A 14,261-nucleotide genomic window follows, 5' to 3' on the forward strand; every position below is an offset into this window, starting at 1 on the left:
TGCTTCACTTCATGCCTTTCACGTCGTAGATGAACCCGAGGAGCGCCGCCTCCGGGTCGAAGCGGTCCATGCGGCCGATTGCCGGATACCCCAGCGCCACCAGGACGGCGGCGACCTCATCGATCAAGCCCGGGGAGAACCGGCCGTCGGCGCCGACCGGAGCAGGCAGGGAGTACGCCGACTGCCTTACAGTGACGGTCACTTGACCGTCTCCAGGCGGCCCACCCGGTAGGCGATGCCCTCCGAAAGCTGACCGTTGAAGAGCCGCGCCCACGGCGTGGCGAACAGGTCCACCGGCCGCACCATGACGCCCGGCTTCAGCCCCTCGGGGAGACCGGACTGGGCAACGGTGAGCTTCATGATCTCCGCGCGCCCCTCCTCCATGAGCATCACCGTGACCGTGAACAGGGGCTCGCCCGTCTCGCGGTCGGTCGCGATCTCGCCGGTCTGCGGGTCCTTGATCTTCGGTGTCGCGTCGGTGCCCGTCATGCAGACAGCCGAGGGCAGCAGTCCGACGCGAATCCTGGTCATAGCCATGGCAGTTCCCTTGTTCGGGGGTCGCTTGTTCGACCTGCCAGAACCCTAGCCGCACAACTGAAACAAGCGCAACAAGCGATACATATGGAACAAGCGTTGGTGTCGCTACAGCCGGGACAAGCCCGGTCCGTGTGTCATCTGTGCTAGGTCCCCGCTACCCTCGGAGGCATGACGTTGCCGTTTGAAGAGGACTCCCGGCCCCCGTATATGCAGGCCGCCGCTGCCCTGCGCAAGGAGATCCTTGAAGGTCGGCTTGCCCCTGGGGACAAGCTCCCGACGGCGCGAGAGCTGCAAGAGAAGTACGGACTGGCCAGCTCGACCATCCAGAGCGCCCTGCGCGTACTCAAGAACGAAGGGCTGATCTACTCGGTCCAGAGCCGGGGAAGCTACGTACGTCAGCGTGCTGGTGCAAAGGCCAAGCCCGGTAAGGAAGTTGTCAAGAAGACGCCGTTCATGACGGAAGTCATGGATGAGATCATGCACAACTTGGGATTCAGCCAGGAGTTCATCCACGCCGGGCGCCCGGAGCCCGCCTACCTCGTCCAGGGGCAGCCGCGCCCGAAGCCGGAGAGCCCCGTGGAGGCCGCTGAGGACAAGCCGGTCCCCGAGCAGACGACGGCCGAGCGGATCAGGGAGCTGACCGAGGACGAGCTGACCCAGCAGGCGGTTGCCCTGACCGGCGAACTCCGACGCCTTGAGGAGATCTACCAGAAGGCCCAGGACACGGCCCGCCAGCTCACAGAGGAACTGCTGCACCGGCGGGAGGCTCGGGAACGTCAGGCCCAAGAACCGCACACACCTCAATGAGGGCCCCCGCCGCCGCCAGAACCTCCGCCGTGCGCTCGCCGGACGAGTGGGAGAGCACCCCATCCCGAGAAGTTGCCAGCCGCGCGCAGCGGCTCCAGGCGTGTTCGCGGTGGTGACGAAGATCGGCAGAGCGGTGTAGAGCCGGAGCTGTTACAAGTTTCTTTACTGGATCAAGTTTCTTTACTGGATCAAGTTTCTTTACTGGATCAAGGCGGCCCGCTGTCGCGGGCCGCGCGCGCTCCGGACAGGCGGGGCCGTCGCCCGCTCCTGTCTCCGCCCCGCTCAGCGGCGGCCCCGCCTGTCCGGGCGCGCAACACCAGCGAGAGCGGCCGTGGGCAACAAGGCTCTGCTTCAACCCTTGCCCTCCCTCCGAGGGACCAGCGGGCCGAGCGCCGCTGCGGCGCCGTCGTGGTGAATGGTTGTGGGTCGCGGGTCGTGCCCCTCGCCGGCCGGTTCCCGAAGGCGTACCAGGAACCCCCGAGGGCCGCCAAGGCCGAGCGCAAGCGTCACCTGGTGAGCCTTGGCGGCCCCCGGAGAACCCTGGTCCGGCGGAGCTGCCCGACCGACGAGGGACCCGTCCCGCTCAGGCCCGCAGCCTGCCGGAGGCTCCGGCGCCGCGTGTGGCGGTGGGTCACCGTCCCGGGTGGGTATCTGCCCAGAGAGCCCGGTCAGTTCGCCCACCCGGCGTACCGTGGCGCTGGAGGTGGTGAGCAGATGGCGATGGAACTCGCGGACAACGTACGGAAGTACCGGCGCCGCGCCGGGATGAGCCAGGAAGAGCTTGCCCACGCGGCGGGCCTGTCCCCGGCGACCGTCCGGAAGGTTGAGCAAGGTGGAACGGTCCGCATGGAGACGCTTCACGCTCTGGCCCGCGCTCTGGGCATCCCCACGACGGCACTCGTCGCCTCCGACGCACCGGAGCCCGTGGGACGGGCGGAGGAGCCGAACCGGCTCAACCTCATCCAGCTTCGCGCCGCGCTCACCCCGGCGGTGGGGCTCGTCGACCAGGACGCCCAGGCCGTGGGCGAGGAACCGAACCTGCGCGCCTACGCGCGAACGGTTCGAGACGCGCGGGTGCTGTACTTCGCCGACAGCTACAAGAGCGTCGCCGCCCAACTGCCCGGCCTGTTGCGGGACGCCGCGCGGGCCGTCGCCCACTACGACAGCGGCGAAGAGCACCACCAAGCCCTGCTCGCCCGCGCCGAGGCGTTGCGCCTGGCCGGCACGTATCTCACGCAGGTGAGGCAGTACGACATCGCCTACACGGCCCTGCGAGGCGCTATCACGGACGCGCGGGAGGGCGGGGACCTGCTCGCGGCCGGTTCCGGAGTCGGTTGCATGTGCTGGCTGCTGGTGCGGCAGGGCCGGTTGGAGGAGGCGGAGCGGATCGCCGCCCAGAGCATGGACGTGGTGGAGCCGAAGATCACCGGTGCCGAGCCCGACCACTACGCGGTGTGGGGCGGTCTGGCCATGGAGGCCGCAGCCGCGGCGGCACGCAACAACCGCCCGGACGAGGCCAAGGAGTACCGCAGGGCGGCGCGGGTGGCGGCAACCGCCGTCGGCACGGCGCACCGCAACGTCTCCCGGCACTGGTCCGTCTTCGGACCGGTGACCGCTGCCATCAAGGCACTCGAAGACTCCATGGTCGTCGGGGACGCCCGCGCGGTGGTGCGCAAGGCGGGCGAGGAGGTCGAGCTGTCGCCGAAGGCGTGGAAGCGACTGGGCAGGCCCAGCACGAATGACGGGAACCGCTTCACCCTGGACATGGCGCGCGCCCACACGCGAACCGGAGACCTGTCGGCGGCCATGGACGAGCTGACCCGCGCTCGGGAAGCCGCCCCCGAGTGGCTGAGGCACCAGAACTCGGCGGCCGAGACGATGCAGGAGATCCTGAGCAAGCGCAAGCGCACGCTGACCAGCGACATGCGCGAGATGGCCGGCTACCTAGGCGTGGTCGGATAGCTGCTACGTAGCGTGGCAATTCGCGGACCTTGCGTTGCGATCTGCCCTGCTGGGTCCGTGGATTGACGGCAAGTCAGCTCGTTACGGTCGCCGTGTCCTGTTCCAGCGACTGAGGCCGGGGATCCACTGTGGGCATGCCGAGGAGCGACGCGGACCATCTGCGTCGCAGGGAGTTGCACGAAGCGGCGTCGGGCATGGCGGGACCCCGCCTGCTGCCATGGACCACCGAGGACGGGCGCCCCTGCTACCTGAGCACCGACGGCGAGGGCTACATCTCGACGCTCGCCGACGGCATCGAAACCGTGCAGCTCGGCATGGGCCAGGAGCTGCTGGAGTACGCCCGGGGCATCCTGACCCCCGGAGTCAAGGCACAGTCGGCCGTCGAGTACCGCTGGCTCGCATGTCGGCTGGCCGAGGCCCTGTCGGACGCGCTCAGGGTCGCCGAGTCGCGCGGAGAGCGCATCCCGGCGCCGCAGGAGGAGGGTGAACCTGCGAACGCCAGCCTCCTTGGCGGGCAGGGGGAACGCTGATGGGCAAGACCACCCGCTACCGCTTCCGCGAGTACCACGTGACCACCGTGACCGACCCCATGGCGCTGCCGACCTTCGAGGCGCTCTGCGTCACCGGCGAAGAACGGGACTGCGCTGCCGCGTCCGGCGAGCTGCACACCCCCGAGGAGCTGACGCGCTGGATCGCCGGACACTGCGCCCAGACCGGTCACCAGTCGTACGAGCAAACCACACGCACCATCGTCCGCGCCGAGCCCGGAGCCTGGCAGTAGGATCACGCGCGCGGCCGACACCAGCACGACTGGTCTACACCTCTGACGGCAGTAGAGACGGCAACAACCACGGACTTCGGCGCACATCTACGGACGCCGACGGACCGTCAAATCACCTTTGACCTGCGAAAAAGCAGGTGGAGAGGGGTCGCGTAGCACACGTACTATGTACTCGCCGGGACGACGCCGGTGCTGGTGCATAATTGTCCTGGCGGCGGTGGCTTTTTTGGTAACCTTTTCAAGTCTAAAGCGCAACTGGCTGACGAGGCGATGAGGGCCAAGCGTGTCCCCATGAAGCTGGGGGACCTCAAGGACTTTGAGTTGCCGGACCTGGGCGATGCCGACAAACTTGCAGACACGCATGGCATGGATGATCATCGCCTGTTGGACTCGATGAATAATCCAGATGGGATCGGAGGAAGCATCATCCTCGGCGACGGAGAAGTTCTTAATGGCAATCACCGAATAGCTGAGGCCCTACGGCGAATGGGCAAACCGGAGCATCCTCTGTTCACGCCTGACAGGGAGATCTTGGTCGTACCATAAGGAATCCAGAAGCCGCCCGGCCCTATAGCTGGGCGGCTTCTGGCATGTGCCATGATTCTGGCGGGATTCAGAATTAGTTGAGGTGTTGTAGCGTGCGGAATTGGATGGGTAGCTTGAGTCGCGTACAGTCCTGGCTTGGCTGGCCAGTCCCCAGGTCGGTCATGGTCGCATCGCGCGAGAGGGTCGCCGCACTGGCGGAAGTGGCTCAAGCGCGAGGGTTTAGCAGGAAGGGGGATGGCTTGGATCTGGAGACTGGGGAGACCTTTATCATCATCCCGTACCTCCCGGAGTCTTCGCCTGAAGCTAGCTGGATGTGCCTCGTTATTGAATTCCCGCATTCCATGGATCTAGATGACGGGACGAGGCCTCAATGCAGCTTCTATAGGCTTGACGTGTCGGAAGCCGACCTTAAATCACTTCCGGCAGCCAAAGCCAAGATTAGAGATCAACTGCTGCATTGGATGGCCTGGGAAGCATACAGGGGCCGACCTTAGCTTCAATATTTAAAATCAGACTCGCCGGGATTGGCGTATGGTCAAAATGGCATCACCTAGCCCATCCGCATCTCACGCGCATCGAGGCGAGGCGCGAAATTTTAGCCACTTCACTGTGGATTAACCTGGAGGCCCCGCTGAGCATATTCGGCGGGGCCTCCAGCCGTCTTGACGGCAGTACTCAGGTTGAACTCGCCTTGTTGTCGGTGCTGACGGACCTTGATTCCTGCGGTACAACTGCTGGCGATACGCGCAGGGGGGCGGGTTCACTACCCAGGAGCAACAGCGTCGGGAACGGGTGCGGCTGGAGGCAGAACTCCCGCGACAACGGACTCGACGCCGTCGCGGTCCGGCGCGACCCGGTGGGCGTCACCGTGATCGCCGCCCAGGCGAAGCGCACCAAGAGCTCGTAACAGGATCTTGTGGATGTGGGCTGGTGGGCCGTGTCCGGTGCGACGATTCATCCGTTGGTGGTGTGTGAGTGCGCCGTGGGTGGTCGATGACGAGTTGTGGTCTCTGATCGAGCCGGTCCTGCCGACGTGGCCGGAGCGGTCGCCGGGGCCTCGGCCGGTGGACGACCGGTTGTGTCTGCAGGGCGTCCTGTTCGTGCTGTTCATCGGTATCACCTGGCAGCAGCTCCCGCTGGAGCTGGGCTTCGGTTCGGGTCAGACGTGCTGGCGCCGGCTGTGCCGGTGGACGGAAGCAGGGGTGTTCGACCAGGTTCACCGGATACTGCTCGCCGAGCTGAACGCGGCTCGACGGATCGACTGGACGCGCGCCTGCGTGGACGCCTCCCACGTCCACGCGAAAAGGGGGGGGGTGCCGAGGTTGGCCCGTCGCCGGTCGACCGCGGAACGTCGGGCAGCAAGCACCACCTGATCTGCGACGGCAACGGCACCCCGTTCAAGGTCATCACCACCGGCGGCAACGTCCCTCACATCACCCAGGCCCTCACCCTCGTCGACGGGGTCCCACCTGTCTCGGGCCAACCCGGACGGCCGCGCAAACGGCCCAAGTCCCTTTTCGGGGACAAGGGTTACGACAGCCGACATGTCCGACGCGAGCTGATCCGCCGTCGGATCCTGCCCGTCATCTCCCGACGTGGGCGAGCCCGACATCCGCGGCCTCGGCAAGCTCCGCTACGTGGTGGAGCAGACCTTCGCCCTGCTCCACCAGTTCAAGCGCCTCGCCACCCGCTGGGAACGACGCCTCGACCTCCACGACTCACTCATCTCACTCGCATCAGCCCTCATCTGCTGGAGACGACTCAACAACCCGAAGCCGTGATCGTGTTACAAGCTCTAACTGATCGTTTCCGAATGAGGTTCGGAGCTTCCTCAGGCAGATGACGCCGCAGGCGAGTTGAAGCAGGCTCAGGTGGAGGTCGGCGTCTATCTCGTAGCGGATCCGCAGGCGCTTGAACTGGTGCAGCCAGGCGAAGCTCCGCTCAACGACCCAACGGGTCTTGCCGAGTCCGGAGCCGTGGGCCACACCGCGGCGGGCGATCATCGGCTTGATGCCGCGCTTCCACAGCAGTCGGCGGTACTTGTCGTAGTCGTAGCCCCGGTCGGCGAAGAGCCTGCGCGGCCGCTGTCGTGGCCGTCCGCTCAGGCCCCGGACGAGCGGGATCGCATCCAGGAGCGGCCAGCTGGGTGACGTCGTGACGGTTCCCGCCGGTGAGCGTGATGGCGAGTGGGGTGCCGTGCCGGTCGACGATCAGGTGGTGCTTGCTGCCCGGTCGGCCCCGGTCGACCGGCGAAGGTCCGGTGTGAGCCCCCCTTTGAGGGCCCTGACGTGCGAGCCGTCGATCGCTGCGTCGTCCATCTCCAACAACCCTGCGGCCCGCAGTTCGGCGAGAAGCACTTCGTGCAGACGAGGCCACACCCCGGCCTCGGTCCAGTCCCGCAAGCGCCGCCAGGCCGTCACGCCACTGCACCCGGTCCGCTCCGCGGGCACGTCCCGCCAACTCACGCCCTTGCACAGCACGTACACGATGCCGCGAAGCGCGGCACGGTCATCCGCCGGCAACCGCCCGGGGTAGCGGTGACGGCGCGGCGGGCGCGATGGAAGCAGCGGAGCCACCCGCTCCCACAAGTCATCAGGTACAAGATCATCCGACACGGGCAGCACTCTGCTGCCTGGTCACCTCAACTGCCAAGCCCCCAAACCGAACTCATTTTGAAATGATCAGTAAGGCGACGGACGGCAAGTCCAAGGTCCTAACCGTAGACCTACTCAACGGAACGTACGACGGTCCCCAAGCAAACAGCCCCATCGCCATCTGGAAGATCGTGGCCCTGGCTGCGGCCTCCGCCGGAGACCTCGCGATCACCTACACCGCCCCCAGTGGTCCATGATGAGAACTCGCGGCGTTGGCCCTCATAGATCGATCAGTACCACCACAGGCCGATATCGCGCCGGCCAAGAGTGCTCCCGGTGGTCGCCTCGCCTCAGTGGCGGCCCAAGTGAGCATTCGCCCGCCACTTGTCACTTTCAGTGAGCTGCCGGGGCAACAGGGAGGCCACGAAGCAGTGCTGGCCAGCCTTCCGAAGTCGATGCCAAGCCCTCGCGCATGCTCAAGCTCGCCTTGCCCGACGAGTCACCTCTATCCAGACGCCGACGTCACTGGATGCAGCCGCCTAGCTCCAGACTGCGATCGTGCAAATCCGACCGGTCTGAATAGTGCGTGCTGATCGCGTGCTGGAGAACGCAGACCTCATCGCCAGAACTGCTATGACCTGCGAGACGTCCGCCTCTCAAGCAAGTGACAACCGCTCAAGGAAGTTTCGCGTCACCGATGCGTGCCAAATGCGTGCTGCAACACCAGAAGCCCTTCCACCGGAAGGGTGAAAGGGCCCCTGACCTGCATCTTTACGTGGGCGCAGACGGTTTCGAACCGCCGACATCCGCCTTGTAAGGGCGGCGCTCTACCGCTGAGCTATGCGCCCCCGTCGCGTGGCGCCACCGCAGGGCGGCGTACGACGAGGGACAAGAGTACCTGCTCCGGGGCGTGGTCCGCCGCAGGGTTCCGGGGTATGGGATGGCAGGGGGTGCCTGGATCGGCGGGTGATCGGCGAGAATGGGCCGGAGTGCAGTGGACGGGGCAGCAGGGAGCGTGGCGTGAGCGTGGCCGGAGGCGGCTGGTGGCGGCGGGGCGACGGCCGGCGGGATGCGGCCAGGGCGGCTCGGGATGCGGCGCAGCAGGCGTTCTACGAGCTGGACTCCACCCAGCGGGAGGCCGAGCTGGCGGTGGAGACGGTGAAGGCGGCCGGGGACGAGCGGACGGCGCGTCAGGCGGTGGCGGAGTTCCAGCAGCTCGGGGCCCGGGTGAACGAGGTCACCGTGGCGTACCTGGGGGCGCTGGACGCGCAGGACCTGGACGACGAGGAGCTGGACGGAGCGCGGGCCGAGCAGGCGCGGCAGGGGTTGAGCCGGGCCGAGCAGCAGCTGAACGGGACCAAGGGCGAGCTGACGGCGTTCATGGCGCGGTTGCAGCCGGTGATCGACCAGGCGGAGAGCCGGCTGATGCGGGTGACGCCGGCCGTGGCGCAGGCGAAGCAGGCGCTGCTGGGGGCGACCACCGCGCTGGAGCAGGTGCGGACGGCGGGGTTGAAGGCGGACGACCTGGCGGCCCGACTGGCACAGTTGGCGCCGGAGTTGACGAAGCTGAACGAGGGCGCCGGCCGGCACGGGGTGGAGCCGACGCTGCAGCGGGCCGAGGACGTGCGGTTGCGGGCGGACGCGGTGCGGATCGCGGCCGAGCAGTTGCCGGAGAAGGCGCGGGAGATCGACCGGCGGGTGGGGAGCCTGCGTACCAGGATCCAGGCGCTGGAGACCAAGGCCGGGACGGTGGAGCCGGCGCTGAGCGAGCTGCGGCGCGGGTTCAGTGCGGCGTGCTGGCAGGACCTCCAGCAGGTGCCGGAGCAGGCGGAGGAGGCGGTGCGGACGGCCCGGGCCAAGCTGACCGAGGCGACCGGGGCACGGGACGAGCAGCGCTGGCCGGACGCGACCGGGGCGATCGGCACCGTCCGGGCGGTGCTGGACGAGGCCGACGGGCGGATCGCGGCGGTGCACGGGCGGGTGCGACAGCTGAAGGAGGTCGCGCACGATCCGCAGCGGGAGATCGAACAGGCCCGGTTCGCGATCCGGGACGCGCAGCGGCTGGCGATGGCGGGGCGGCAGACGCCGGACCCCCGGCACGCGGCTCCGCTGGACGCGGCCGTGGCGCGGCTGGACCGAGCGGTGGCCGCGCTGGAGGAGTCGGGGCGGCACCCGGACTACTGGCACTTCCTGACCGAGCTGGCCGGGGTGAAGGAGAGTGCGGCCGGGGTGGTGGCGATGATCCGGGGCACGCACGCCTGAGCCACGGGCGGAGTGGCGGCCGTCACATTACTGGCTGGTAACTTCCTTGCTAGAGTCGCCCCATGGCACGTAAGCGCGGCAGCATCAGCGCCACCACCTTCCGACGCGGCATCAACTTCTGGCCGCCCTTCCTGTTCGCCGGCATCCGGGTCCTGGCGGTCTCCGACGACTACCGCTCCGCCAAGGTCCGCCTCCGGCTGCGCTGGTTCAACCGGAACTGGGTCGGCACCCACTTCGGCGGGTCGATCTTCGCGATGACCGACCCGTTCTGGATGCTGCTGGTGATGCAGAACCTGGGCCGGGAGTACGTGGTCTGGGACGCCGCCGCGACCATCGACTTCGTCTCGCCGGGGCGCGGGGACGTGTTCGCCGAGTTCGTGCTCAGCGAGGACCGGATCGCCGAGATCAGGGAGCTGACGGCGGAGGGCAAGAAGGCGCTGGTCTGGTTCGACACCGAGGTGCTGGCGGCGGACGGCACCGTGGTGGCCCGGCTGCGCAAGCAGGTATACGTCCGGCAGAAGCGCCGCGAGGCCTGAGACCCACGACGGCGGCAGCGCCCGCCGATCTGCGGCGGCGACCTCTGTTGCGCGGCAGCACCCTCCGATGTGCGGCAGCGCCCACCGATGTGCGGGAGGGCGCTCCGCTTGCGGGGAGGTCCGGGACTTCGGCCGCCCGTCACCATATTGCGTGCCGTCTGACAGTCGGATGACGCAGACTCGGTCCGAGAGATCTTGTGCCCGAGGACCGAAGGACGATTCCCATGACCAACCGGCCGTTGACCCTGATGGCTGTGCACGCCCACCCCGACGACGAGGCCACCGGGACGGGGGGTGTGCTGGCGCGGTACGCGGCGGAGGGCATCCGCACGGTGCTCGTCACCTGTACCGACGGCGGCTGCGGCGACGGCCCCGGCGGCGTGAAGCCGGGCGAGCCCGGCCACGACCCGGCGGCCGTGGCGGCCGTCCGGGAGGAGGAACTCCGGGCCAGCTGCGAGGTGTTGAACATCAGCCACCTGGAGCTGCTGCGGTACGCGGACTCCGGGATGATGGGCTGGCCGAACAACGAGGCGCCCGGCGCGTTCTGGGGCACTCCGGTGGAGGAGGGTGCGGCCCGGCTCGCCGAGCTGATGCGCGAGTACCAGCCGGACGTGGTGGTGACGTACGACGAGAACGGCTTCTACGGCCACCCCGACCACATCCAGGCGCACCGGATCACCATGGCCGCGCTGGAGCTGACCGGACTGGCCTCGAAGGTGTACTGGACCACCATGCCACGCTCCGGCTTCGCGAAGTTCGGCGAGGTGATGCGCGAGCTGGGCGAGGAGTGGGACGAGCCGGCGGAGGAGACGGCTGAGGCGGCGACCGAGACGGCAGAGGCCGCCGAGCCGGTGGAGTCCACCCAGGGGACGCAGGCGGCGGTGCGGGAGCCTGCGGAGCTGCCGGAGATCGGGCTGCCGGACGACGAGATCCAGGTGTGGGTGGACACCCGGGAGTTCGGCGGCCAGAAGTTCGACTCGCTCGCCGCGCACGCCAGCCAGGGCGAGAACATCTTCTTCCTCAAGATGGGGAAGGAGAGGTTCACCGAGCTGATGGGGATCGAGACCTTCGTGCGGGTCAAGGACACCACCGGAACGTCGCTGCCGGAGGACGACCTGTTCGCCGGCCTGCGCTGACGCGGTCCGGAGCGACCCAAACGGACCACACCCTTCCTTCATCAACGTGACGCTTCCGTGAGGCAGTTGTGACCTGACCCCTTGTCAGGTGCACTATTCGTACCTACCTTTCAGGATCAGGACCCCGGCCCCACCCGGCCGGCGGTCCGCGACGGCCGCGACCGGCGGCGTCGCGAGGGCGCGCACGACAAGACCTGGAGGCGTCACATGTCCACTGCCGTGATCACCGAAGTCCGCGACGCAGGGCCGCTGCTGGTCGACGACGAGCTCCTGCGGTTCGAGGACGACGACCGCAGCGAGCACGAGGCCACGGCCTGTCTCGCGGACCCGTGGGTGACCGCCACCACCCGCTTCGCCTGCGACTGGAACTCCTGACAGTGGCCGGGTCCACCGCCGGCCGCCGCACCTCCTCGGACGACCTCTGGTCGTACCTGACGGATCCGCGGATGCCGGCGGTGGACCACGGCTGGAAGCTGCACGTCTCGGCCCGGCCCGGCGAGCTCGACGCGGTGACCGCCCTGATCCGGCCGGTGCTGCTGCGGTACGTCTGCCACGCCAAGTGGGCCAAGGACCCGGAGACTCTGCGCGAGATCAACTCCGGTGCACGGAGCGCTGGTTCGGTCGGCAAGGCGGTGACCGTCTATCCGGCGCCCGGCGCTCTCACGGCACTCGCCGACGAGCTGGTCGAGGTCCTACGGGGCCGGGAGGGCCCGCAGATCGTCAGCGACCGGCGGGTCGATCCGCAGGCCCCCGTCTACTACCGCTACGGCCCCTTCACCGGCGAGTACCGGACCGGTCGGAGCGGTCGACTGGAGTCGGTGATGACCGGCCCCGACGGCCGGCTCTTCGACGGCCTGGCCGGCTCCGCGTTCCGCTGCCCGCCCTGGGCCGAGGACCCCTTCGAGCAGCGGCGAGGGAAGGCCGAACGGGCGGACGCCGCAAGCGGGTTCGGCGGCGGACGGTACCGGGTCACGGCCGGCATCGCCCGCAAACCGCAGGGCAACGTCTACCGCGCCGACGACCTGGCCACCGGCCGGCCGGTGGTGGTCAAGCAGGCCCGGGCCTTCGTCGGCGAGGAGGAGTCCGGCGCGGACGCCCGGGACCGCCTGCGGCACGAACACCGGGTGCTGACGGCACTGGACGGCGTGCCCGGAGTACCGCGCGCGGTCGACTACTTCCGCCACCGGAGCGACGAGTACCTGGTGATCGACAGCTGCGGAGACCGGGACCTGCGGCGGGAGGTGCAGCGGCGTGGCCCGTACCGGGGCAGCGGCCACCAGCACGGCGGGGCCTTGCAGTTGGGGATGGAGCTGCTGCGCGTCCTGGACCAGGCCCACCGCCGGGGCGTGGTGGTCCGCGACCTCAAGCCGGACAACGTGGTGCTGGACGCCGAAGGCCGCTGCCACCTGGTCGACTTCGGGATCAGCAGCCTGCACGGCACCGGCCCGGAGGGCGGCACCCCGGGCTACGGCACTCCCACCCGGACGGACCGGCCACACGGGCCCGCGAACGGAGCGGCCGACGACCTCTACGCGCTCGGGATGACCCTCGGCTTCGCGGCCACCGGCCTGGACCCGGTGCTGGTCGACCCCGACCGGACCGTCAACCGGGAACGCACCCTGACCGGTCTGGCCTGGGCCCTCCCCGGCGCGGAACACCACGGGCTCCGCACCGTGATCGGCGAGTTGACCGACCCGGAGCCGACCGTGCGGGCCACCGGGGCGGAGCGGCTACGGCGCGGGGTGGCCGGTGTGCCGGCGCCCGGCACGGCGGCCACCCGTCCTGGACCCCGGCTCGGGGACGGGCAGGTGGCGGAGATCATCGAGCACACGGTCGCCTACTGCGTCGCCGAGGCGGAGCGGATCGTGGACCCGGTGCTCGCCGCCCGGACGAACGTCCCCACCCCGATCGACCTCTACGGCGGCAGTTCGGGGCTCGGCCTGGAGCTGCTGCATCACCTGCACCGGCCCGAAGTGCGCGGCGCGGTGGGCTCGTTGGCGGAGTGGACGGCACGGCAAGCTGCGAGCAGCAGGCTGTCGCCGTCGTTCCACTCGGGACTGACCGGTGTCGGGCTGTTCCTCACCTCGGCGAGCGCAACGGGGGTGACGGAGGCGTGGACGTGGTGGGGCGACCGGCCCGCCGTCCCCGCGACCGGCCCGGACGGCGGGCCGCCGGAGGCCGACCTGATCGAGGGCGTGGCCGGCATCGGCACCGCCCGCCTGCTGCTCGACCGCCTCGACCCGGACGGGGGACACCGGGCCGTCGCCGACACCTGCGCCGCACTGCTCGCCTCCGGCCGGGCCCGGCTGACTCCCCCGGACACCGACCGGCCCGGGGACGCCGCACTGCGCCGAGGCCTGGCGCACGGCGACGCCGGGGTCACAGCCTTCCTGCTGGAGTACGCCCGGGTGAGCGCCGACCCGGACGCCGACGCCCGGGCCCGCCGCGCCTGCGCCGAGCTGGCCACCGTCACGCCCGGCCTCATCGCGGCTGCCGCCGCCCCGGGGGCGACCCGCCGCTACGGCTCGTGGTGCCGGGGCCTGGCCGGGATCGGGGCGGTGCTGGCCCGGGCCGCCGGGCACCTGGACGAGCCCGGGTACCTGACGCTCGCTCAGCAGGCCGCCCGCAGCTGCGTGGCGCTGGCACCGCGCATGCCGCTGGTCAACCAGTGCTGCGGGCTGGCCGGGGTGGGCGAGTTGCTGGTGGACCTGTGCGGGGCCGGGGACGACGAGTTCCGGGAGGCTGCCGGGACGGTCGCCTCGATCATCCTGAGCCGCAGCGGCGGCACCCCGTCCCGCCCGGTCTTCCCTGATGCCGGGCTGACCGGGGCCAGCGCCACCTGGGCCGGCGGCTCCGCCGGGGTGCTCGGGTTCTTCCGGCGGCTCCACGACCACGGCGGCCCCCGCCTCGGCCTCCCGGGCTGACCGCACCGACCGGACTGGTCGGCGGGCCCGTCCGACCCGAGGCCGAGGAGCGATGCCCGCTCGGCACCGGGGCCGCTTCCCCGGGCGCACCGGGAGGGGCCAGCGGGCGGGCCCGGACAGACGGACCAGGTCGGCGGGTCGCCGGACGGCGAGCCCGGGGCAGAACGGCCGGTACG

The 14,261-nt window shown here is 69.4% G+C and carries 12 protein-coding genes, 1 tRNA gene and 2 pseudogenes; 11 read left to right on the forward strand and 4 right to left on the reverse strand.

What is annotated here, in order from left to right:
• Positions 1-4: 4 nt before the first annotated feature.
• Positions 5-202 carry a hypothetical protein gene (locus ACIRBX_RS12760; RefSeq protein ID WP_402296015.1) on the reverse strand — a complete coding sequence of 66 codons (198 nt, stop codon included), beginning with the start codon at positions 200-202 and terminating at the stop codon, positions 5-7.
• A complete protein-coding gene (locus tag ACIRBX_RS12765) occupies positions 199-489 on the reverse strand; it encodes a hypothetical protein (protein WP_402296016.1) in 291 nt (96 codons plus the stop codon). Before ACIRBX_RS12765 ends, ACIRBX_RS12760 begins: the two co-directional genes overlap by 4 nt.
• Before the next feature lie 216 nt (positions 490-705).
• On the opposite strand from ACIRBX_RS12765, the gene ACIRBX_RS12770 reads away from it, so the two are divergent.
• The 6 genes and pseudogenes from ACIRBX_RS12770 (at position 706) to ACIRBX_RS12795 (ending at position 6,414) form a co-directional block, all read left to right on the forward strand.
• Positions 706-1,344 carry a GntR family transcriptional regulator gene (locus ACIRBX_RS12770; RefSeq protein WP_402296018.1) on the forward strand — a complete coding sequence of 213 codons (639 nt, stop codon included), beginning with the start codon at positions 706-708 and terminating at the stop codon, positions 1,342-1,344.
• 714 nt (positions 1,345-2,058) lie between these two features.
• The gene (locus ACIRBX_RS12775; RefSeq protein ID WP_402296020.1) at positions 2,059-3,306 is read left to right on the forward strand and encodes a helix-turn-helix domain-containing protein; all 1,248 of its coding nucleotides are present in this window, start codon (positions 2,059-2,061) and stop codon (positions 3,304-3,306) included.
• Positions 3,307-3,440: 134 nt separating this feature from the next.
• A complete protein-coding gene (locus tag ACIRBX_RS12780) occupies positions 3,441-3,836 on the forward strand; it encodes a hypothetical protein (RefSeq protein WP_402296021.1) in 396 nt (131 codons plus the stop codon).
• Positions 3,836-4,087 carry a hypothetical protein gene (locus ACIRBX_RS12785; RefSeq protein ID WP_402296023.1) on the forward strand — a complete coding sequence of 84 codons (252 nt, stop codon included), beginning with the start codon at positions 3,836-3,838 and terminating at the stop codon, positions 4,085-4,087. The genes ACIRBX_RS12780 and ACIRBX_RS12785 overlap by 1 nt, the downstream gene beginning before the upstream one ends.
• 291 nt (positions 4,088-4,378) lie before the next feature.
• Complete coding sequence (locus ACIRBX_RS12790) at positions 4,379-4,633, forward strand: hypothetical protein (RefSeq protein WP_402296024.1); 255 nt, start codon at positions 4,379-4,381, stop codon at positions 4,631-4,633.
• A gap of 971 nt (positions 4,634-5,604) precedes the next feature.
• A pseudogene (locus ACIRBX_RS12795) lies at positions 5,605-6,414 on the forward strand (IS5 family transposase).
• Between the two features lie 39 nt (positions 6,415-6,453).
• Here the strand turns inward: ACIRBX_RS12795 and ACIRBX_RS12800 are convergent.
• Positions 6,454-7,248 (reverse strand): annotated as a pseudogene (locus ACIRBX_RS12800) (IS5 family transposase); the annotation flags it as partial.
• Between the two features lie 755 nt (positions 7,249-8,003).
• Positions 8,004-8,075: transfer RNA gene (locus ACIRBX_RS12805), tRNA-Val, on the reverse strand.
• Positions 8,076-8,247: 172 nt separating this feature from the next.
• On the opposite strand from ACIRBX_RS12805, the gene ACIRBX_RS12810 reads away from it, so the two are divergent.
• The 5 genes from ACIRBX_RS12810 to lanL all read left to right on the forward strand — a co-directional run bounded on the left by ACIRBX_RS12810 (position 8,248) and on the right by lanL (position 14,085).
• Positions 8,248-9,489, forward strand: coding sequence for a hypothetical protein (locus tag ACIRBX_RS12810; protein ID WP_402296025.1), 1,242 nt, complete (start codon positions 8,248-8,250; stop codon positions 9,487-9,489).
• A gap of 62 nt (positions 9,490-9,551) precedes the next feature.
• Positions 9,552-10,025, forward strand: a complete 474-nt coding sequence (locus tag ACIRBX_RS12815) for a DUF4442 domain-containing protein (RefSeq protein ID WP_402296026.1) — start codon at positions 9,552-9,554, stop codon at positions 10,023-10,025.
• Positions 10,026-10,249: 224 nt separating this feature from the next.
• Positions 10,250-11,161, forward strand: a complete 912-nt coding sequence (locus ACIRBX_RS12820; protein ID WP_402296027.1) for a PIG-L family deacetylase — start codon at positions 10,250-10,252, stop codon at positions 11,159-11,161.
• 207 nt (positions 11,162-11,368) lie between these two features.
• Positions 11,369-11,536: an SflA family class IV lanthipeptide gene (locus ACIRBX_RS12825; protein WP_402296029.1), complete on the forward strand. Its 168-nt coding sequence runs from the start codon at positions 11,369-11,371 to the stop codon at positions 11,534-11,536.
• A 2-nt stretch (positions 11,537-11,538) separates the two neighbouring features.
• Positions 11,539-14,085 carry a class IV lanthionine synthetase LanL gene (lanL, locus tag ACIRBX_RS12830; RefSeq protein ID WP_402296030.1) on the forward strand — a complete coding sequence of 849 codons (2,547 nt, stop codon included), beginning with the start codon at positions 11,539-11,541 and terminating at the stop codon, positions 14,083-14,085.
• The last annotated feature ends 176 nt before the right edge of the window (positions 14,086-14,261 follow it).

Source organism: Kitasatospora sp. NPDC096147, from assembly GCF_044763225.1.
Classification (GTDB): Bacteria; Actinomycetota; Actinomycetes; order Streptomycetales; family Streptomycetaceae; genus Kitasatospora.